Genomic DNA, 20,836 nt, shown 5'->3' on the forward strand with positions numbered 1-20,836 from the left:
ATCATGGATCTTGATGGAATCCTGTACAAAATTGGTGAAATAGCGGAAGCATTCACTGGAAAATCAATCCAATGGATTAAAGATATTGTAAATCCTACCCCCTTTCAAAAACCTCCAAGATTCAAAATCCTCAAAAAGCTGATAAAGAGAGAACTTACAGTCCATGAGCTTTTAAGTTTGAACCTCCAGCTCTCCTTTATCTTTTACCTCTTACTTGCTCTCTTATTGATAGTTCTTTTTGGGAATGAGTTATATCTGACTATTATTTCGGTTGTTTATTTTATCTATCTTCGCTACACACTTCTTAAAAACCGTGACTTTTTCATTGAAGTTGAGCCTTACAGATTCTTTTATTATGGGCTTACTGCAATAGGCTTTCTTTCCTTCTTGGGCTACCTCTTAATAAGAAGGTTTGCAAAGAATGTCTATTACTTCTACACTTACCTTATAGCTATTTTTGTCGTTGTATTGGCCTTCAGGTATATCTACAAATCGAAATTCACTAGGGATTGGACTTATGGAATAGTAGAAGACATCAAAGGAGAGCTTGTGCTGGTAAGTGTTCACGATGACATACGGGCCAATGTGAAGCCTGGTAAATATTGGGTGGATAACACAGAGGATGTTGAAGTGGGAGACGTCGTAAAGATTCTTATAGAAGAAAGAATATTCAGAAGCTCCCTTCCAAAAAGGGTGCTAGAAGTTCATAAAGCGAAACCTTCATCATCAGAAACTTCAACAGAACCAAAAGCTGAAAGTGAAAAGAGCAATAGTAAATAAATCGATGTATACGGCTCTCTTTTGTAAGTTTTTACAAATCCCCTTCCATTCTTAATTACGAGGGGTTCTACTTCTTTGGAGGATGGTTTGATGATAATCTCCCTCTCGTTAAATCTGCAATCTAAATTGAGGCCATTACAGATTCTTTCAATAAATGCACATGCTTTTTCAGGCTCCTTAATGCTTATGCGATAGTAAATGGTATAACCCATGTGCATCCCCTATTTACTTTATTACATAGTAAAAAAGAATACTTAAAAATGTTTTTATTTTACCTCTTATGTGGGGGATATAAATAGGATTTTAAAAAGTGGAAAAGCATGTGCATTAAAAATTTAAAGCTCTCCACAGAGCTCGGCAAAATTCCTGTAGATATCGCTTCCCCTTTCCGTGTGAGCTACTTCCGGATGGAACTGCACTCCATAAATTGGCAGTTTTTTGTGTTTCATGGCCTCAACAGGGCAGAACTCACTCTTAGCTAAAAGTTCAAACTCCTCTGGGAGTTCTTTAACCTCGTCCATGTGACTTTCCCAAACCTTAAGCTTCTCTGGAAGTCCTTTGAAAATGTCGTTCTCTTCTAGAATCTCAACTTCCACCAGACTGTATTCTCCCCTTTCCCCCCTTCCTACTTTGCCACCAAAGTACTTTGCTATAAGCTGGTGTCCCAGGCAAATCCCTAGGATCGGCACATTAAATTCCTCGTAGTGCTCTAGGATTGCTTCACAGTTGCCCGTTCTTTCCAAAGTTGGGCCGCCTGAAAATATTATACCCCTCGGATTCATTGATTTTATTTCTTCTGGTGGTGTGGTGTTTGGGATTATTTTAGCCTCAACGCCAAGATATCTCAAAGTTCTCCAGATCCTGTGCACGTACTGCCCGTGGTTGTCCATTATGATTATCATTTTGCTACCTCCAAAAATCCCTTTTTTATGAGGTACTCTTTTGTGAACTCAAGGAATTCTTTTGAGAATTTCACGATTTCTTCAGCTCTCTCTTTTGGAATTTCCAGCATGACTTCATAATCTGCTTCCTGCCTTAGGTTAAATGCCATTATTAGGTGAGTATACAATTTATGTGGAATTTCACTGGTCTTCACAAACTCTCTTCCAAAGAGAGCAATTAAAGAAGAATGCTTTGAAACGCTTATGTTTTTAGTCAGCAGTATTGCCTCTACACAGTAGAACATTGTATAATATGCCCTGGCTGCCGCAAAGTCATAAAATCCCTTTTTAAGGAGTTCTTTGCTGGCCTCCAAGCTTTTTTGGGCTTTCTTTATTAGTGCTTCAAAATTATTCAACTTTGATTCCCTCCCTTTTCACATTTTGCAAAAATGGAGAGTCAGAAGATGTAAAAATCCACTTTGGATAATCTATTATCGATACAACTTTTTCGTATTTGAGACTTAGTTCTGCTGCAATTTCCATAATTTTTTCATATTCTTCAAGGTTTAGTTTTCCTTTTACCACTAGAAGAATATCCACGTCACTTCTGGTGGAGTAATCTCCCCTAGCATAAGAGCCATAAAGAATGATTTCTTCGAGCTTGTCTCCCAAGATGGAACGAACTTTCTCTCTTAATTCGTTCAAGAGTGCTTGAATGCTCATTAACCGCACCACTAAAAATTTAGTTGAAAAGTAAATAAACATTATCACTCGAACTCAATAGTTGCTGGAGGTTTGTTTGTTATATCGTAAAGCACCCTCCCCACCTGTGGAATCTCACTCGTTATCCTGAAGGCTATTCTTTGTAGTACTTCAAAGGGAACTTTCATGGCATTTGCAGTCATGCCATCCAAGCTCTCAACTACTCTAACTGCTATTGTCTCTTTGTATGCCCTTATGTCCCCTTGCACACCGACGGTTTTGACCCCTAAAAGCACGGCAAAGGCCTGCCATGGTTTAAGGCCTGCGTTTTCAATTTCTTCTTCTACTATTGCATTGGCCTCTCTTACTACCGCAACTTTTTCTGGGGTAACTTCGCCTAAGACCCTCACGGCTAATCCTGGACCCGGGAATGGCATTCTGTGGTATATTTTCTCAGGAAGGCCAAGTTCTTTTGCGACTTCTCTCACTTCATCTTTGTAAAGATCTCTTAAGGGTTCAATGAGCTTGAGGTTTAACCTCTCAGGAAGTCCGCCCACATTGTGGTGGCTCTTTATTTTACCTTGACTCTCAATCCAGTCTGGGGCTATTGTGCCTTGAATAAGAAAATCTGCGTCTATTTCATTGGCAACCTCTTCAAAAACATCTATGAAGGTCTTGCCTATTATTTTTCTCTTCTCTTCTGGGTCTGTTACGCCTTTAAGTGCTGTGAAAAATCTCTCTTGTGCATCTACGTAAATTAGATTTAAGCCAAATTCCTCTTTAAATGTTTTTATAACGAACTCTGGTTCCCCCTTTCTCAAAAACCCGGTGTTTACGAAGACAGCATGAAGTCTGTCTCCGATAGCTTTGTAAGCCAGTATTGCTGCTGTGGAACTGTCAACTCCACCGCTTAGAGCTATTATGGCTTTTTTCTCTCCTACAGTCTTTTTAATCTCTTTAACCTTCTCTTCAATGAATTTTTCCCACATGAGCGTCACCTTCAACATAAAATTGTAAAATCTGCTTTAAAAAATTTGTTATTTAAACAAAAAAATGTAAAAATCACCTTTCGAGTGGATAGTTAGGTGCTTCATTGGTGATTGCAATGTCATGTGGATGGCTCTCTTTAACTCCAGCGTGGGTTATTATCACAAACTCACTCTTTTCTTTAAGTTCCTTTATATTCTTTGCACCAACATAGCCCATTCCGGCCTTCAGTCCACCTACAAGCTGGTAAAGTACTTCACTCACCTTCCCCTTGTAAGGAACTACCCCTTCAATACCTTCAGGAACAAACTTTCGAGTTTTCATGTGGCCTTTTTGGTAGTATCTCTCTGCCCCGCCTTTCATCATAGCTCCTAGACTCCCCATTCCTCTGTACTGTTTGTATTTCCTGCCGTTTATTGTTACCTCCCTTCCAGGAGCTTCTTTTGTTCCAGCTAGAAGGTTTCCAAGCATCACGGCATCGGCACCGGCGGCTATAGCCTTTACAATATCTCCAGAGTATCTTATACCACCATCTGCTATCACTCTAATCCCATACTCTACAGCTTTGTCTGCTACCATTGATATTGCCGTTATTTGTGGGACCCCAACTCCAGCAACTATCCTCGTTGTACATATGCTTCCTGGCCCGATGCCAACTTTAACTGCATCTGCAAAGGTTAGATCATCCACGGCTTTGGGATTTGCTATGTTACCCACTATGAGTTCGGCCTCTACTTTGTTTTTTATTTCTTTCATAGCTTTTATTGCCTTCAAATTATGTGCATGGGCTGTATCTATGACTATCACATCAGCTCCGGCTTTATCTAGGGCTAGTGCCCTTTTAATGTCAAAAGGAGAAACCGCAGCAGCGACTATTAATCGCCCTTCCTCATCTCTTACTGCGTTTCTGTGTTTTTTCCTCGCTAAGAGGTCTCCTATAGTGATGATTCCCACCAATTTTCCGTCATCATCCACTATTGGAACTCTGTCTATACTGTTCTCAATCATTAGGGTCATAATTTCTTCCACACTAGCACTTTCTTTCGCTGTTATCACGTCCTTTGTCATGACTTCTTTTACCCTCTCTCCTTCTCTGGTGGTTATGTCAGTCTTTGTAACTATGCCCACGAGTTCCCCGTTTTCAATAACAGGAAGGCCATCTATCCCTTCTCTCTCCATTAAGAAAAGCGCATAATCTATAGTTTCTTCGGGAGAAATTGTAATGACTTCTTCCACAGTCTCCTCTCTCTTCACTCTTCTGACCATATCGACCTGCTCTTCTATGCTCATGTTTCTGTGAATAACGCCTAATCCTCCTAGTCTAGCCATAGCAATGGCCATTTCCCATTCTGTCACTGTATCCATAGCTGCGCTGAGAATTGGAATGTTAAGTCTTATCTTTGGGGTAATTTGTGTAGAAACGTCCACATCTTTTGGCTCCACTTCAGTTCCCTGTGGAATTAAAAGCACATCATCAAAGGTGTATCCTTTTATGGCATTAACAATCTTTTGTATAAATTTACCCATTCTTTTTCTCCTCCCTCACCGTTTTTAACATAAGAATGTATAGGTCTTTTAAAGTTTACTACATGAAAGCCTCACCTTTCAGAAGAGGAGAAGTCTCAGGAAAAGAAAAGGAAGTTAGGTTAAAATCTCATCAAGCCTTTCTTCCTCAATTGCCTGCTTTATTTCTCTGGCAATCCTCCTTCCGGTGCTCATTGGTTCACTGTATTTGATCCATGTGTAAGGCGAGCCGTTTATGAAGGGATTGGTTCCAGCTACAATTCTCGCTGAGATTTCAAAAACCACGAATTCCATATCTTCAGTAATCACACCCTCAAGACAGAACGGGCCCCATAAGCCGCCCATAAGTTTCTCTGAAGCCCTTATCACGTTCTCTCCAGCTTCGATAATGCCCATGAGCAGACTTTCCCTAAGCACTATTGGAATGTTCCCCACAACTGTATAACTCGGCCCTACTCCGATTTTAAGTTGCTGTTCAGCACTTATTCTGCCTATTGCATCTGCATTGCTTTCGTATCTTCTATCAACACTCATGAGCTCAAGCTCCCCATTAAGTTTTGAGTAGAAAAAGTGGGGATAAACGGGAACTCCTATGACGTACTCTTGTATCTGAACTTCTTTTAAGTCTTCTTTATTCTTAACCCCCAGATTTGAGGCCCTTTCCCAGAATTCTTTGGGTGTTTTTGCCATAAAGTATCCCCTCCCCCCTTTAGCGCCATGGGGCTTTACTATCACAGGCCTATCTATATCATCCGGATCTTCAATAACTTCTGGAATCCTTATCTTTGCTTCTAAAAGCCATTTTCTCTCAAGTTTTCTATCACTCTCCCACCTGAGGACTTTTTTGTTTCCATAATACATGGCCTTCATGCATTCGACTTTTTCAATTCCCAGATAGGCCACAAAGGAACCCGTAGGGATTATTATTGCTTTCTTTTTAAGTAACTCCTCTTCGGGGTATTCGTTGGGAATAAAATCGTCTGCAACAGGGAAATACTTTGTATAGAGTGGTCTAACCTTTTCTTTACCAAAGGCAAGTGTCTTAAATCCTTCCTGCTTTGCACCATGAAGTATCTGAAGGGCCGAGTGAGAAGCATAAGTGGCAATTTTAAATTCCATTTTATCACCAAGAAAATGTAAAAATCAATTGTTTTTAAGGTTTATTTTTACATAAAAATGTTAAAGTTAGATGACCTTTCCAAGAAAGTACTCGTGGAGTCTTGTATCGTCAGTAAACTCTGGATGGAACTCGAATCTGATTAAGGTCCCTTGTTCTACGCTCACTACTCTGTCCCCCAAGCCATGCTATGGACTTTACCTTGTTGCTCAGCAGTTCAACAATTCTTGGAGTGCATATGAAGACGCCATTAAGTGGTTTAGAACTAAATGTCAGCTTCAATGCTGCCTCAAAACTGTCAACCTATCTCTCGTAAGCGTTTCTGTTGACCTTAATGTCAAGGAACTTTAGGATTTTTTGCTCCAGGGTGGCTCCTATTACCTCTTTGGAGAGGATTATCAAGCCGGCACATGCTCCCATTATTGGAAATCCCTCTTTACCAAGCTTCTTAACTAACTCAAAGAGATCGTTTTTCTGCATTAGCCGAGATATGATTGTAACCTCCCCACCCGCAATAATTGGGCACAAGGTTTTTAAGAGTTGGAGTTGATAGTGATAGTGTATCCAAAACCGGATAATTAAAAGTTTTACTACTTAGAGGTAAAAGTTATGAACTTGCTTCAGCGCTCTCTTCAGGATCCAAAGGTGCTCTTGAGGCTCAATGCCTTTTTCTTGAGTTCCTTTGGGTGGATAGCCTTTGGGGTTCTGTACGGAATCATTGGCCTCTGGAGTGTAGACTTGACACCACAGTTTCTCAAGCTCCCTCTCACGTCGAGGGATTTGGTCGTTGGCTTGGTGGAGTTCATTAAGGGTGTGCCGCCCATCCACACATTCTTCACCGTTGTGTATTATCTCGGCTTCGCTGGTTCCATAGCCCTTATGATTGCTTACCTCCTGCTGTATATGAGGGATCTAGAGGCGTCTGACCGGCTGCTTGCCCGATATCTGCTGGCGTATGCTGTTGCGGGCCTAGTATACCTGATAGCCCACATCCACGCCCCGCATATAGTCTACAACCTGCCCGGCTACACTTCCAGTAATACCCTCCTGACGAGGCAGGAATTCGTCCTCCCCTCCCTCCACAACACGTTCATTATGATAAACATAATCACTCTGTGGAAATACAGGAACCGGCTCGGTGGAAAGGTTCTAATACTCACAAACAGCCTTATATCGTTCGCAACGGTGTTCCTGGGGCACCATTGGATCTACGATGTCATTGTCGGCTTTTTCCTCGGCATTGCAGTGTCAAAGGTCTCCTGGGAATGGAGCACAATGATATCCGAGGTCGTATACAAGTGGGAGGTTTCCTCGCTCCAGAGGATCACAGTCTTCAACCTCTTCCTCGTGGTTATAGTCCTGATAGTGGCGACCGATCCCGCCAGGGTCTTGGCCATCTTCAGGGGACTCCTCGGTGCTCCCTGAGAAAAGCTTATAACCCCCTCGCTGGTCTTTATTTTCTCCAAAAATTCTGGTATAATTTTGTTAGGGTTCATTCTCAGTTTGGTGGGCCGCTTGCTGATATTACTGAATGGTTTCAGGAGGCGATGCCAAAGTTATCCTGAAAGTACCTAAAATAGGACAAATACCTTTTTAACATCTCATACTTTCAAATATGCTTGGTAAAAATGAGGAAACAAACTTTAGGCATAACTTTACTCATAGCATCGGCATTCACAGGTACAATCGGCTTTAGATTGGCCACTCCAGCTGTGGCTTTTATACACGCGATGTATTGAACGCTTCAATGATTTCAATCTCATTAATTTCCATAGCTTTTGTACTCTCTCGAGCCTTTTCCTCTGTAATTGGTGGGTCACTCCTCGAGAAAAAGAAGGAGTTGGTCTTTTTAGGGGCTTTAGCGATGTTTGGGAACGCATTCGTAATGCCCCTATACGCCCTAACGAACTCTTGGGTGCAGGTTGTTGGAATTAAGCTTTTGAACGGCGTTTTAAACGGCCTCTCCTGGCCCATAGCTCAGTTTGTAATAGTCATATCTTCACCCAAAGAGCTCAAAGGAAGAGTAACCGCTTTATACTTCCTCTTTGGGAACTTTGCCGCGTTCCTCGGAAACTACACCTACGCCCTCACCATAGACTTGGGCATAAAAGCTCAAATGCTCTTGGCATCGCTGTCCTTCGTTGTAACCTCCCTGCTGATGCTCACAGCATATTATGTCCTCTATAAGTGGGTTGTGCCTAAAAGAACCCAAAATGCCTCTGCCCCATTTGATGCAAAGAAAATCTTAGCTTTAAGCGGACTTTTCTTCTTCACGATAGCCTTCTCTTCCGGCGACATAACATATGTCTACGTTGCCGAAGCGTTGGGCATAGAAAAGGGTAACGCAGCTACACTCATTGGATTATCCTCGTTAATTGGTGCTCTCTTAGCATATGCTCCTTCATGGCTCGCCGATATTGGAAAAGAGGAGAGAGTGCTTAGATTTGCAGTGATTTTGGCAGCGCTTTCTCCAATTCTAGCCGCAATTAAAACTCCTTATACAGTATTCCCAGCTTTGGTCATGGCCTTATTTGCTATACACACATTTAGGCCTCTCGTAAGAAAGCTCTTGGCCATGAAGGCATCAAGAATCTCTGCATCCATTGGTGGGCTGAACGCTGTTTCAAACTTAGGGACTACCCTCGGTCAGCTCCTCTTTGGCTTCGCCTATGGAATCTTCGGAGATGTGAATATTGGAGAAATCTCGGTTAGGCTGTCCCTCCTAATCTTTGCTCCATTCTCGGTGCTTTTAATTTTGCTGGAAAGGAAAAAGGACTAATGAAGAATTTCCAAGCTGACATCAAAGTTCTTCACACTGTGAGTTAAAGCCCCGAGGCTTATAACGTCGATATCGAGCTTTGCATAATCCTGGATATTTTCTTCAGTTATGCCACCGCTCACTTCAATTTTGACTTTATCCCTGAGCCTGTCACGCTTTAAAGCTTCAAGGACTTCCTTGATTTGTCCTGGTGTCATGTTATCGAGCATTATTACATCAGCCCCTGCTTTGGCAGCTTTTAGTGCATCTTCTAGGCTTTCCACCTCGACCTCAACGATCTTATAAGCTGAAAAGGCTTTTGCCCGCTTAATGGCCTCTTCAAGCGGCACTAATGCCAAATGGTTATCTTTTATAAGTATGGCATCGCTTAAGCTGAATCTGTGGGGTTCACCATTTCCTATGAGTATTGCCTTCTTGTCTAAGGGCTTTAAGAGGGTTTTTCTTGTGCCTGCCACCCTGACTTTGGGGTTAACAGCCCTAACTTTTCCAACAAGCTTTCTAGTTTGGGTTGCTATGCCACTCATTCTTCCTATGATGTTTAGTGCTGTCCTTTCCACCAGCAAAATCTTTCTTGCATTGCCCTTGAGGTTTATAACTACAGTTCCCTTTTTCACTTCATCTCCGTCCTTAACTTTAAGCTCAACTTTAACGCCGAAGTGCTCAAAGAGGGCTTTCGCTTCCTCCAAGCCCGCTATAACCCCATCCTGCTTTGCTAAAATTACAGCCTCTGCCTCCAAATCCTCGGGAATAACAGCTTCACTCGTGACATCACCGAAGGGAGTGTCTTCCTCTAGGAAGCGGAGGAGGTATGAAAGGGGAATCATTTTTCATCACCACCTTGTTCAGTTAAGAGGTAAAGAAAGTAGAAAAGTTTATCTCCTTATTTAATTACCTGCTCATCTCCAACATTCTCTCGATGGCCTTTCTAGCCCTGTGTGCTATTTCTTCTGGTACATCAACTTCATATTTCTCATCTCTAAGGGCCTCGTAGAGGTGTTTGAGTGTAATTGATTTCATTCCAATGCAGAAGGCATCCTCAATTGCAGGATAGAACTTTTTGTCTGGATAGAGCTTTTGCAACCTATAAACCATTTCCTTTTCAGTGAAGACAACCCACTCATCATGCTGACAGGCGTTTCTAACCATTCCGCCAGTTGAGACTATTAAATCGGCTTTCTCTTGAACCTCTGGGTTGCACTCGGGGTGAACCATTAACTTTGCATTGGGATAGAGCCCCCTTGCTCTCTCAACGTCCTTAAGGGTGAACTTCCTGTGAACATAGCAATGGCCCCCTTCTGGGATTGGGATAATCCTTTTTCCAGTCCGATTTGCAACATAATAGGCGAGATTGTTATCTGGGCCGAAAATTATTGTCTCAGCATCGAGTTTTGCAATGATTTTCTCGGCATTTGCTGATGTAACAGTCACGTCTGCATAAGCTTTGCTTTCGGCGGTCGTGTTTACATAAAGCACAACGGGAGCATTTGGATGTTTCTTTTTGGCTTCGAGGATGTGATCAACTTTAAGCATGTTTGCCATTGCGCATGTGGCTCTCTTAGTTGGAAGAAGAACTTTCTTTTCGGGGTTTAAGATTTTAGCAGTTTCGGCCATAAAATCAACGCCAGCAAAGACTATAATATCCGCATCCACATTTACAGCCTTTCTAGCCAATTCAAGACTATCCCCTAAAAAGTCGGCTATATCTTGTATCTCAGGTAGCTGATAATTGTGAGCCAATATTATTGCATTCTTTTCCTCTTTAAGTCTCATGATCTCTTCAACTAAATTCATGTTAACACCTCCAAAAGCTGGGGGTTTTAAACTCCTCTCTTGTGAATGGAAAATCTACTCTATAGTGCACACCTCTACTCTCTTCTCTCCATAAGGCACTCTTTAGAATGCCTTCTGCGAGGCATTTAATTCTCTTATCTGCTTCAATGTTTTTAAGCTTTTTAATACCCTCTTTGAGTTTTTCTCCACTTCTTACAATTCCCGCATGTTTCCAAAGCACTTCTCTAATCTGCTCTACATCCCCGGCTTCTTGACTAGTATTTAGTGGCTCTATATTTTCTCTGAGTTTTGGTCTCTCTCTAAAAATGGTCCTTGAAACTTCAAGCCCGCTTACAATGCACTCTAAGAGTGAATTACTTGCCAACCTGTTCGCTCCATGAAATCCATTATCGGCCGCTTCTCCAATGGCATACAAGTTTTCGACGTTGGTTCTGTAATAAGTGTCAACACTTAGGCCCCCGATTGAGTAGTGAGCTATTGGAGAGATTGGTATCATATCTCTTTTCGGGTTTATGTTCTCTTGTTTGAGAAAGGCATATATCTGAGGAAATCTCGATTTGAAATCCTCTATATCAGTGGCATCTAAATAGACCTCTTTCCCCTCTTGGGTTTGCATATAAATGGCCCTTGCAACGATATCCCTTGGCTCAAGTTCGTTGATAAACCTCTCACCATCCGAGTTGATTAACTTCGCCCCTGCTCCTCTTACTGCTTCACTTATGAGTTTTATTCCATTTTTTCCTATGAATCCAGTGGGATGGAACTGAACAAATTCTAAATCTCTCGCCAGTGCTCCCTTCATAACGGTATCTCCAATCAGTGTGCCCAAGTTAAGAGGGGAACCAGCTGTGTATTTGAATAATGCTGTATAACCCCCGGTTGCCAAAACTGTGGCATCAAATTTTAAGAACTCCCCATCGAGAAACACACCATAACACTTTTTATTTTTGATAGCCACTGATTCTGCAAGTCCTTTGATGAATTGAACGCCCAATTCTTTGGCTCTCATATAGAGTAGCTTTATTATATGTTTTCCGGTTTCGTTTTTAATTGTGAAAACCCTTGGAAAACTATGCCCCCCTTCAATTTCGTTTCCCTCAAATTCTAACCCAAGTGAAAGCAAAAAATCATAGGCCTCGCTCGATTTTGAAATGACACTCCAGACAGTTTCTTCGTTATTTAAATGCCTACCAGCGTTAATTGTGTCCAGAACATGTTTTCTTATAGAGTCCTCATCTAGGATTGGAAAAGCTATTCCTGCTTGGGCCAAGTAAGAGTTCGTCTTTTTTATGGTGTCTCCGACAATATAAACCTCGTTTCCCTTTTTTGCAAGAGATATGGCCGCTGTTAATCCTGCTGTTCCATTTCCGATTATTCCTACCTTCAAGACCCTCCCCGAACATTTGTTCGGGAGACTGTTTTAAAACTTTTTGTTGAATGCAGTCTAAAAATCCGTAAAATAGGGAGTATAAAATTTAAAAAAGTCTCACTCTCCTAGAATACTAGGAAGTGAGTTGTAAAGTGCTTTAACCTGCCTTAAGTCTGAATTTATGACCTCTTTGTTTTCATGCTTGAATATGAGCATTTCTTCTGCTACCCTTCCAATAACGGCGAACTCATCAAAGATGGCCTTGATCTTTTCAAGGTTCTTTTCTTCAAAGCTTATCAAAAAGCGGCCATGACTTTCTGAAAAGAGCACCTCTAGAGGAGAAAGCCCGCCCTCTGCTGGAACCTTCTCTATGTCCACTTCGAATCCCTTATTCCCTGAAATTGCCATTTCTATAAGTGCAATGGCCAGTCCTCCTTTACTTACATCATGAACAGCTTTGACAAGCTTGAGCTCGATTGCTTTCAAAATACCTTCAACATTTTGTTTCTCCCTTTCAAGGTCGACTCTCGGGGCAATCCCCTTGTTAATGCCAAAAATTCTGTAAAGCTCACTTCCTCCAAGCTCTTTTTTAGTGGTTCCCACTACCGCTATTAAATCGCCTTTGTCTTTGAAGTCCATTGTTGTAATGTTTTCAAGCTTCACTTTTCCGAGACCAGCAACAACTGGTGTTGGTTTTATGGGTTTTTTTCCTACCTCATTGTAGAAACTAACGTTCCCACTGACATAGGCTAGACCAAAAGCTTTCGCTGCATCAGCCAATCCTTTAATGGTTTCTATGAAGCTCCAGTAAACTTCGGGCCTTTCAGGTGAGGCAAAGTTAAGGTTGTCTACGAGTGCTAGGGGCCTTGCTCCAACACTAGCGAGGTTTCTTACCACCTCAGCAACAGCGCTCATTGCTCCGTGATATGGATTTAAGTGAGAATAGGAGGGATTTCCATCGCTCACGAAGGCCAAACCATGTTCATCGTTTATCTTGAGAACTGTTGCATCAAGGCCAGGTTTTAAGACCGTCCTCCCTTGAACTTCATGGTCATACTGTTGCCATATCCATGCTTTGCTTACTATGTTCGGGCTTGAGAGAACCTCAAGGAGGGCCTCTTCAATGCTGATTTCTGGTGTTTGTACATCCTTTTCAATATCATATGATTTAGCTTCCCACTCTATTATGGGAACGTCTGCCAGGAGATCTATAGGAAGGTCTGCTATTTTTTCGTCATTCCAGTAAACAATGTATCGAGGTTCTTCTATGGTTTCACCTACTACAGTCCATTCAAGATCATATTTCTCAAAGATTTTTGTGATTTCATTTAAGTCCTCCTTTCTAACGGCAAAAAGCATTCTTTCTTGGCTTTCTGAAATCATGATTTCCATAGGATTCATGTTCGGCTCTCTTTGGGGTACTCTGTCTGCATAGATTACTGCACCAAAGCCCTTCTTTCCAGCCATTTCCGACGAAGCACACGTTAAACCACCACCGCCGAGATCTTTAAGAGCTTTTACCTTACCTGTGTGCACTGCTTCAAGAGTTGCTTCAATCAACAGCTTCTCCGTAAAGGGGTCGGGAATTTGCACCGCAGAACGGTCTTCCTCTTCCGCATTCTCGCTTAGCTCTTCGCTCGCAAATGTAACTCCATGAATTCCATCTCTTCCTGTTTTGTTTCCCACCAAAACCAAAAGCAGACCGCTCTCCTCAACATAACTGTGCACAAGCTCTTCAGGCCTCATTAAACCAATGCATGCCACATTCACAAGTGTGTAGTTGTCAAGGCTTTCATCAAATTCCGTTTCCCCTCCAACTGTTGGGACACCTATTCTGTTCCCATAATCAGCTATTCCCTTAACAACATACTCAAAGAGATAGCGGTTGCGCTCTTTCCCAAGGGGCCCGAAGCGTATGGGGTCGAGCAGAGCTATTGGTCTTGCCCCCATACAGAGGATATCTCTTACGATTCCGCCAACTCCAGTGGCCGCTCCACCGTAGGGCTCAACAGCTGAGGGATGATTGTGACTCTCTATTCCAACGACTATTGCGGTGTTATCATCAAACTTCACAACACCCGCATCTTCTCCTGGGCCCAAAATAACGTGCTCATTTTCTGTCGGCAAAAGCTTGAGCCATTTTCTGCTTGATTTATAGGAAGCATGCTCGCTCCACATGACCTCAAGCATGGCCTTTTCAACTTCGTTCGGTTCCCTGCCAAGCCTCTCTTTTATTAGCTTTTCCTCGTGAGGAAACATGAGAATCACCTCCTAACGTATTCTACCATTGACTTGAACACCTTTAATCCATCCTCGCTCCCGAGCCATTTGTCGCTCGCTCTCTCTGGATGGGGCATCATGCCGAGAACGTTCCCCTTTTCATTGCTTATTCCGGCGATGTTCAAGATAGAACCATTTGGATTTGCATCTTCCGTTATCTTTCCTTTTTCATCGCTGTACTGGAAGACAATTCTAACTTTCGGAGAATCGGTATAGTAATTCCCTTCAGCATGGGCTATTGGCATTCTAATGACTTCTCCTTCTTCATAGAATTTGGTAAACGCTGTTTGGGTATCGTTAACTCTAAGGTAAACCCACTTGCATAGAAACCTTGGAACCTTGTTTGGTCTTAATGCTCCGGGCAAAAGGCCGCTTTCGGTTAAGATTTGAAATCCGTTGCAAATTCCTAAAATTGGTTTGTCCTCACTGGCGAGAGCTTTAACTTCCTCCATTATCTCTGCCCTCGCGCTTATTGCTCCGGCTCTCAAATAATCTGCATAGCTAAAGCCTCCTGGCAAAACCACGCCGTCAAAGTCTTTGAGGGATGACTTATACCAGACCCTCTCCGCTTTTCCACCGGCTTTTTTAATTGCTTCAACGGTCTCAAAGTCGCAGTTTGTCCCTGGGAATACTATAACGGCAAACTTGGGCATCTCACTCACCTAAGCGTTCTATCTCATAAGAATATGTATGTATGACAGGGTTCGCGAGCAAACGACGACACATCTCTTCTACGTCTTTTTCAGGATTTTCACTTTCAAAAGTGAGTTCAAAGTACTTTGGAACCTTCAACTCACCAATTTTATAGCCCAAATTTTTGAGTGCCTTTCCAATAACTCTCCCTTCAGGATCGTTCAATCCTTCCTTTAGATGGACAATAATTTTTGCCTTATATTTCATGGTCATCACCTCATGTAACAACCTTTTCAAGCTCACCCAGCTCGATTGCTCTCTTAATTTCAAGCGCAATCCTCCTTCCAGTGCTCATCTGTTTCCTCCAGAGAGCGTTTCCATAGGGGTGGCCCATTGCCATGTGAATGTTTGTTCCTCCTCCGGTTCTTGGAGCAACATCATAGATATAGAAGTTCAAATCCTTATCAACGGTCGTTTGAAGCGTGAAGGGCCCAATAACACCGGGTGAGTAGTACTTCTTTGTAGCCTCTACGTAGCGCTCGGCCATATCGAAGACTTTCTCCAGGAGGGACTCTCTAAGAGTGGAACTTGCATGACCACAAACAGTGTACTCAGGTTCAAACTGATGCTCGGGCAAAGTCAGCTGCTGTGGAGCTGGCAATCTAACATGGCCATCCAAACTTGTCTCAAAGCGCCAGTCTATTCCAAGGAGCTCAATATCCCCATCTATCGGCGAATAGAAGAAGTCAAAGTTGAATACCGGTCCTATAATATAGCGTTCAATCCTTGCTTTGTTCAAATCTTCCTCAGTGATTACGCCGAGTTTCATAAGCCTTTCAGCCTTCTCTTTAAACTCTTTGTAGCTTGCAGCAGTGAAGAAACCTCTCTCGAGCCTCTTCTTTGCGTGAGGGAGCTTAACAATCACAAGGCCAACGTCATCAATTTCTTCCGGCTTAACAGGCTCGGGATAGGGAAGTCCGGCTTTTTCCAAAAGCCAGTAGTAGCTTTTTTCTTCGCTCCTCTCCTCGCTCCTTAATAGGTTCCTGCTTCCAAAGAGCGGCACCAGAAATTCGTTTTCAACTTTATCAATGCCTGTATAAACCACGAAGGAGCGGTTCGGGATAAAGATGACGTTTTTCTTCCTCAGTTCCTCTTGAATCTCAATGATTTGGGCGAACTTCTCCAAAACTATTACCTCATCAATAAATCCCTTTGCTAAGCCATCTTTTGTTGTTTTTTGCTTAAAATACTCAGCATATGTCCTGTGTCTTCCCTTTTGGGAAACAATAATAGTTTTGAAGCCTTCGACCTTGGCTCCATCTGCTATGTCAAGGGCAGAGTGGCTCCCAATCGCCCCAATAATTATGTTCTCTTTATCATAATTCTTCAAAACTTCCAGGATCTGCTCTCTTTCAATCATTTCACTCACCTCTAATTGCTTTCATAAGTTCAATCCTTTTTACGATGCTCTCTTTAGTTCCTACATCAGCGCGGTAGAAAATTTCGCCCTTAACATGTTTTATCCCTGCAGAGGCTATTTTTTCAGCCTCCTCTAAAGAATCGGATATTCCCACAATGGCCAATGCTCTTGAACCAAGCATTGTGAAGTCTTCATCTATCGAGGCATAGTAGATCTTAGCCCCTTCTTTTTTGATTTTATCCTCGCTGATTTGAACTTTAACCCCCTTTATTGGATCAGTGGGATAACCTTTGGGCGCTACATACTTCACAACAGTAGCTTTTTTCTCAAACTTCGCTGTCTTTAGATCGCCATCGATGATGCTCTCTCCAATCTCTACAAGAGAAGTTCTCAAAATTGGTAGAACGTTCATGGCCTCTGGATCCCCAAAACGGGCATTAAACTCTATAATCTTTGGCTCATCGTTTGCAAGCATAAACTGGCCATATAGAATACCTTTGTAAGGAGTTCCCTCTTTATACATAGCTTTAACTGTTTTTTTCAGAGTCTCAAGAGCTTTGTGATAATCTTCTCTTGGTATAAATGGCAGTAAATGATCCTCACAAGAATAAGAGCCCATTCCGCCGGTTATTGGGCCCACATCACCCTCATACGCATGGGGGTAGTCTTGAGCCAGAGGCATTGGAATAACTTTCTTTCCATCTGTGAAAACCTGGAAGGTGAACTCCACGCCATCAGTTCTTTCCTCAACGAGGACTTTCCCATCCTTCTCTATCAAGGCCTTTGCATATTCCTTTGCCTCTTCATTGTCTTTGAGCTGGTACCCGACGACTTTAACTCCTTTGCCCCCGGTAAGTCCAAGGGGTTTAACAACAACTGGTTTTCCAAACTCATCTATCCATGTTTTCATTTCAGCAACGTCATCGAAAACTTTGAACAATTTCCTTCCCGGAATTTTGTATTTCTCCATTATTTGTCTTGCAAAGGCTTTGTTTGTTTCAAGTTGAGCTGCTTCTTTTGAAGGGCCAACTGTTGGGATGCCATTTTCTTCAAGAACATCAACGATTCCTTTCTCCAGAGGAGATTCTGGGCCAATAAAGGCCATATCAACATTCCACTTCAGAGCAAAATCGAGGACTTTTTGAACATCAGTCTCTTTAGTAAGGCCATATTCCTTTGTAATTCTTTTAATCCCGGGATTTTTATGTTTTGCGACTACATAAAGCTCTGCATCCGTTGAAAGAGCCTCGGCGATTGCGTTCTCTCTTCCTCCCCCACCCACGAGTAAAACGCGCATAATCTTCACCATGAATTTGTTAAAATTCTTTGTTTTTAAGCTTTATTTTGACATCTAAATGACAAAATTTATAAGGGTAAACTTCCCAGAGAAATCCGGTGGTGTTATGAAGGTGCTTGTAGTGATGGGAAGCAAGAGTGATTCTCACATTGCGGAGAAGGTTACGAAAGTGCCTGGTGACTTCGGAGTTAGCTATGATGTAGAAGTGGCATCTGCCCATAGAAACCCGAAAAAGTTGAGGAATTAGCAAAGAAAGACTACGATGTCTTTATTGCCATAGCTGGTTTAAGCGCCGCCTTACCAGGAATGATAGCGGCTCATACGACTAAGCCTGTGATAGGAGTTCCCGTTTCAGCAAAGCTCGGCGGTTTGGATGCTCTCTTGAGCATTACCCAAATGCCTCCGGGAGTCCCGGTAGTTGCTGTGGGGATAGACAATGGAAAGAACGCAGCACTGCTTGCCATTGAGATTTTGGCACTAAAAGATGAGGAACTTAAGCAAAAGCTTGAGAAATACAAGGAAAGGATACGGAGTTAAACAAGTGCTTCCAAGCTTCTTTTTGCAATTTCTAGGAGATCTTCGGGAGTTAATACCTCAATCGTTTTAGGTTCTCTTTCGAGGGCGTCTTCAGATGGAACAACAAGAACTTTCCTGCACTTGAATTTAGAAAGCTTCTCTTCAATTTTTTTCACTTCTTCACGCTTAACCCTGCTTCTCCACTTGACCTCTCCTACCAGCTCAAGTTTGCTGAAGCCCATTAACGCGATATCAAGTTCAAGAGCTGGGAGCTCAACTTTCACCGGTCTTAAACCATAAGTCTTAGCCAGAAGGCTCTCAATGAAGCTTTCAACATGCCTTGGAACCTTTTCATCAACGGCTTTCCTGATGAACTCTTTGGGTGTCTCAAGCTCGGTGTAGGCGTACTTTGCCTCAAGGTAGAAGTGAAGGTCGAGGAGGGGAGATGCTATTGAGTAGCGGAAGCGCCTTTTCTTTCCATGGATTGGCTTTTTCTTTATGAACTCCATCGAGGACAATACTCTAAGATACTTCTGGATGCTGGAAGGGGATTCGATTAACCCTTTGGAAAGTAGGTAGCTTCCAATTTCGCCGCTTTTTGATTTTCCGTCTGCTATAGAATGGAGAACACCTTGGTAAACCTCAGAGAAGAAAATTTCCTCTTCAGTGAAGGTTTCTCCTATGATATCCTTGATAATTGGGCCCGATGAGTGTAGGTAATCAGTTAGGAACTCTCTGAGCGGTGGCTTATAAGAAGGCACAAGCATCGGCTCACGGAGGTACGTTGAAGCTTCAATAAGCTCTTTTCCATTGACTTCCCTCGACAGTTCTACGAGAATTTCCCTTTCGTCGATTAGACCGACTTTGATAGGAAGCAATATCCCAAGGAGAGGACTTTCACGCATTGAGAGAATTCTCACTGTCAGCCATAGGGTCGAAGTTATAAGGATAAGCTCGCTATCCAAAGTTGAGTGAGCGTGGAGAAGATCAAGAAAGCCATCTGGAAGGCGGTGAAACTCATCTATTACGATTTTCTCTTTTCCGAGATGATCAAGGAATTCTCTCCGAAATTCATCGTAGTTCATGTATTTTCCTGATGTTAAATCGAGTATGGTTCCATCCCGATTTACGAAGTAAAATCTATCATATTCAAGGAAGTGCTGAACAAGGAAAGTTTTTCCTGTCTTCCTTCTTCCATAGAGCATTTTCCAGCCTTCACTCTCAAACTGTGCAACTTCAATTCTTCTTGGAATGATTCTCATGAGAATGATTCTGGTTAGAATCTTTTTAAGGATTTCGGTTGAAAAAGGTGCTACGTATAAAGCGGGTTGGAAAGATGTTGAAGCTGATTTGCTGGGAAATAAGAAGGAAACTCAAATAGAAAAACAAACTCAAAGCAGATGCTTCTCCTTAATGAAATCTTGGCTCTGCCATTCCCCGCTTCTTGTTTTGAGCTCTATCATGTGGGCAACTTGCTCTGCCTTCCTCTTTGCCACTTGAACGTTACTATCCCATGCAAGGGTAACGCCAAGGCGCCTTCCTATATACGCTTCGGGCTTTCCAAAGAACCTAACGGTCGTGTTTGGAATATTCAATGCTCTAAAAACGTTCCTGAACTTTGGAGCGTAGCCCTCTTGGTTTGACAAGATCACATGGGTTGCAGCCGGCGTTAGAACTGGGAACTTTCTAACACCCTCCTCTTCCACCGCTGGAATTGGAAGTCCCAAAATCGCTCTTACATGGAGCCCAAATTCGGAGAAGCCGGTAGGATGAGACGCCATGGTCACCATTCCAGTGTCGTGGGGTCTTGGAGAGACTTCGTTGGCCCATACTTTGTCCCCTTTGACGAACATCTCAACTCCAAAGATTCCAAGACCTCCAAGAACATCGGTAATCGCTTTGGCTATTCTATACACCTCACGTTCTGCTTTTTCTGAAATTTCGGCCGGCTGCCAGCTTGAGTGATAGTCTCCTTCAATTTGATAATGGCCGACTGGCTTTGGGAAAGTAGTAACTATCTTTCCGTTCTCGTCAAAGTGCCTCACTGCCAGTTCGGTTATTTCAATGTCAAAGTTTATATGCTCCTCAACTATTATTTTATCAGCACTGCCACGAGCTTTCTTTTTTGCAACTTCCCATGCCTTTGGTATGTCTTCAGGGCCTTTGACAAAGTAAGATCCCTTCCCACTGGAGCTCATTATTGCCTTGGTGTGACATGGGTAGCCAATCTTTTCACATGCATCATAAAGCTCATCTAGGGTTGTTGCGTAGGCGTATCTCGATGTAGGAACTTTTGCTTCCTTTGCGAGCGTCTCCCTCGTTCTCTCGCGGTGCATTGCGATCCAAGTTGCTTTAGCATTTGGGACAACAAAGTAGCCTTCCTTTTCAAGCTCAAATAGAGCGTCAAGGTTTATGGCCTCTATTTCTGGCACTATCGCGTCGGGGTTTTCTCTCTCCACAATGCTCCAGAGGAAGTCTTTATCCTTCATATTACCCACATAGGCCTTATGGGCTACCTGCATGGCCGGAGCATTTGGATATCGATCAACTGCGATAACTTCCACTCCCAATCTTTGGGCCTCTATGGCTATCTCTTTTCCAAGCTCCCCGCTTCCAAGGAGCATTATCTTGACAGCAGAATCCGTTAAGGGAGTTCCAATTTCATCTCTAATACCTATCATGGGTATCACCTAAATTCATTGACGTTTGTATGTTAAAATTGTGGAAATATTTAAGAGTTTTTGAACATAAAAATGATAA

General features: G+C 42.6%; 19 protein-coding genes and 3 pseudogenes. 5 read left to right on the plus strand and 17 right to left on the minus strand.

The window, feature by feature from the left end; all coding sequences use genetic code 11:
- The first annotated feature begins 3 nt into the window (after nt 1–3).
- On the plus strand, nt 4–780 hold the full coding sequence (locus TSIB_RS00210; protein WP_012766075.1) for a DUF2101 family protein: 777 nt from the start codon (nt 4–6) through the stop codon (nt 778–780).
- Between the two features lie 335 nt (nt 781–1,115).
- Here TSIB_RS00210 and TSIB_RS00220 read toward each other — a convergent pair whose 3' ends face one another.
- The 7 genes and pseudogenes from TSIB_RS00220 to pdxT all read right to left on the minus strand — a co-directional run.
- Nucleotides 1,116–1,682 (minus strand): GMP synthase subunit A, encoded by a 567-nt coding sequence (locus TSIB_RS00220; protein ID WP_012766076.1) that lies wholly within the window; start codon nt 1,680–1,682, stop codon nt 1,116–1,118.
- Nucleotides 1,679–2,077 (minus strand): HEPN domain-containing protein, encoded by a 399-nt coding sequence (locus tag TSIB_RS00225; protein ID WP_012766077.1) that lies wholly within the window; start codon nt 2,075–2,077, stop codon nt 1,679–1,681. The genes TSIB_RS00220 and TSIB_RS00225 overlap by 4 nt, the downstream gene beginning before the upstream one ends.
- Nucleotides 2,070–2,384, minus strand: coding sequence for a nucleotidyltransferase family protein (locus TSIB_RS00230; protein ID WP_012766078.1), 315 nt, complete (start codon nt 2,382–2,384; stop codon nt 2,070–2,072). The genes TSIB_RS00225 and TSIB_RS00230 overlap by 8 nt, the downstream gene beginning before the upstream one ends.
- A gap of 44 nt (nt 2,385–2,428) precedes the next feature.
- The gene (gene guaA, locus TSIB_RS00235) at nt 2,429–3,352 is read right to left on the minus strand and encodes a glutamine-hydrolyzing GMP synthase (RefSeq protein ID WP_048160093.1); all 924 of its coding nucleotides are present in this window, start codon (nt 3,350–3,352) and stop codon (nt 2,429–2,431) included.
- A 73-nt stretch (nt 3,353–3,425) separates the two neighbouring features.
- A complete protein-coding gene (gene guaB, locus TSIB_RS00240) occupies nt 3,426–4,877 on the minus strand; it encodes an IMP dehydrogenase (RefSeq protein ID WP_012766080.1) in 1,452 nt (483 codons plus the stop codon).
- Nucleotides 4,878–4,991: 114 nt separating this feature from the next.
- On the minus strand, nt 4,992–5,993 hold the full coding sequence (locus TSIB_RS00245; RefSeq protein WP_012766081.1) for a formate--phosphoribosylaminoimidazolecarboxamide ligase: 1,002 nt from the start codon (nt 5,991–5,993) through the stop codon (nt 4,992–4,994).
- Between the two features lie 66 nt (nt 5,994–6,059).
- Nucleotides 6,060–6,558: pseudogene (gene pdxT / locus TSIB_RS00250) on the minus strand (pyridoxal 5'-phosphate synthase glutaminase subunit PdxT); the annotation flags it as partial.
- A 42-nt stretch (nt 6,559–6,600) separates the two neighbouring features.
- Between pdxT and TSIB_RS00255 the strand changes: the two are divergent.
- The 3 genes and pseudogenes from TSIB_RS00255 (at nt 6,601) to TSIB_RS00260 (ending at nt 8,770) form a co-directional block, all read left to right on the plus strand.
- The gene (locus tag TSIB_RS00255; protein WP_012766082.1) at nt 6,601–7,416 is read left to right on the plus strand and encodes a phosphatase PAP2 family protein; all 816 of its coding nucleotides are present in this window, start codon (nt 6,601–6,603) and stop codon (nt 7,414–7,416) included.
- 32 nt (nt 7,417–7,448) lie between these two features.
- A pseudogene (locus TSIB_RS10505) lies at nt 7,449–7,556 on the plus strand (IS6 family transposase); the annotation flags it as partial.
- Nucleotides 7,557–7,738: 182 nt separating this feature from the next.
- Nucleotides 7,739–8,770: an MFS transporter gene (locus TSIB_RS00260; RefSeq protein ID WP_323145372.1), complete on the plus strand. Its 1,032-nt coding sequence runs from the start codon at nt 7,739–7,741 to the stop codon at nt 8,768–8,770.
- Here the strand turns inward: TSIB_RS00260 and nadC are convergent.
- The 8 genes from nadC to purD all read right to left on the minus strand — a co-directional run bounded on the left by nadC (nt 8,767) and on the right by purD (nt 17,560).
- Nucleotides 8,767–9,594, minus strand: coding sequence for a carboxylating nicotinate-nucleotide diphosphorylase (gene nadC / locus TSIB_RS00265; RefSeq protein WP_012766083.1), 828 nt, complete (start codon nt 9,592–9,594; stop codon nt 8,767–8,769). The two genes, TSIB_RS00260 and nadC, sit on opposite strands and share 4 nt — an antisense overlap.
- Nucleotides 9,595–9,658: 64 nt before the next feature.
- Complete coding sequence (gene nadA, locus TSIB_RS00270; RefSeq protein ID WP_012766084.1) at nt 9,659–10,561, minus strand: quinolinate synthase NadA; 903 nt, start codon at nt 10,559–10,561, stop codon at nt 9,659–9,661.
- 1 nt (nt 10,562) lies between these two features.
- Entirely contained in the window at nt 10,563–11,948 is a 1,386-nt protein-coding gene (locus tag TSIB_RS00275) for an L-aspartate oxidase (protein ID WP_012766085.1), read from the minus strand.
- Nucleotides 11,949–12,047: 99 nt separating this feature from the next.
- Entirely contained in the window at nt 12,048–14,189 is a 2,142-nt protein-coding gene (gene purL, locus TSIB_RS00280; RefSeq protein WP_012766086.1) for a phosphoribosylformylglycinamidine synthase subunit PurL, read from the minus strand.
- A gap of 5 nt (nt 14,190–14,194) precedes the next feature.
- Nucleotides 14,195–14,863 (minus strand): phosphoribosylformylglycinamidine synthase I, encoded by a 669-nt coding sequence (purQ, locus tag TSIB_RS00285; protein ID WP_048160094.1) that lies wholly within the window; start codon nt 14,861–14,863, stop codon nt 14,195–14,197.
- 1 nt (nt 14,864) lies between these two features.
- On the minus strand, nt 14,865–15,110 hold the full coding sequence (purS, locus tag TSIB_RS00290; protein WP_012766088.1) for a phosphoribosylformylglycinamidine synthase subunit PurS: 246 nt from the start codon (nt 15,108–15,110) through the stop codon (nt 14,865–14,867).
- Between the two features lie 10 nt (nt 15,111–15,120).
- Nucleotides 15,121–16,263, minus strand: a complete 1,143-nt coding sequence (locus TSIB_RS00295; RefSeq protein ID WP_048160095.1) for a formate--phosphoribosylaminoimidazolecarboxamide ligase family protein — start codon at nt 16,261–16,263, stop codon at nt 15,121–15,123.
- A 1-nt stretch (nt 16,264) separates the two neighbouring features.
- Nucleotides 16,265–17,560: a phosphoribosylamine--glycine ligase gene (purD, locus tag TSIB_RS00300; protein ID WP_048160096.1), complete on the minus strand. Its 1,296-nt coding sequence runs from the start codon at nt 17,558–17,560 to the stop codon at nt 16,265–16,267.
- 106 nt (nt 17,561–17,666) lie between these two features.
- Between purD and purE the strand changes: the two are divergent.
- Nucleotides 17,667–18,097 (plus strand): annotated as a pseudogene (gene purE / locus TSIB_RS00305) (5-(carboxyamino)imidazole ribonucleotide mutase).
- On the opposite strand, the gene TSIB_RS00310 reads toward purE, so the two are convergent.
- Both TSIB_RS00310 and purT read right to left on the minus strand, forming a co-directional pair.
- Nucleotides 18,094–19,338, minus strand: a complete 1,245-nt coding sequence (locus TSIB_RS00310; RefSeq protein WP_012766091.1) for an AAA family ATPase — start codon at nt 19,336–19,338, stop codon at nt 18,094–18,096. The pseudogene purE and the gene TSIB_RS00310 overlap by 4 nt on opposite strands.
- Before the next feature lie 129 nt (nt 19,339–19,467).
- The gene (gene purT / locus TSIB_RS00315) at nt 19,468–20,757 is read right to left on the minus strand and encodes a phosphoribosylglycinamide formyltransferase 2 (protein WP_012766092.1); all 1,290 of its coding nucleotides are present in this window, start codon (nt 20,755–20,757) and stop codon (nt 19,468–19,470) included.
- Between the last annotated feature and the right edge of the window lie 79 nt (nt 20,758–20,836).

Origin of the sequence: Thermococcus sibiricus MM 739 (assembly GCF_000022545.1) — an archaeon.
In the GTDB taxonomy this organism is placed as follows: Archaea; Methanobacteriota_B; Thermococci; order Thermococcales; family Thermococcaceae; genus Thermococcus_A; species Thermococcus_A sibiricus.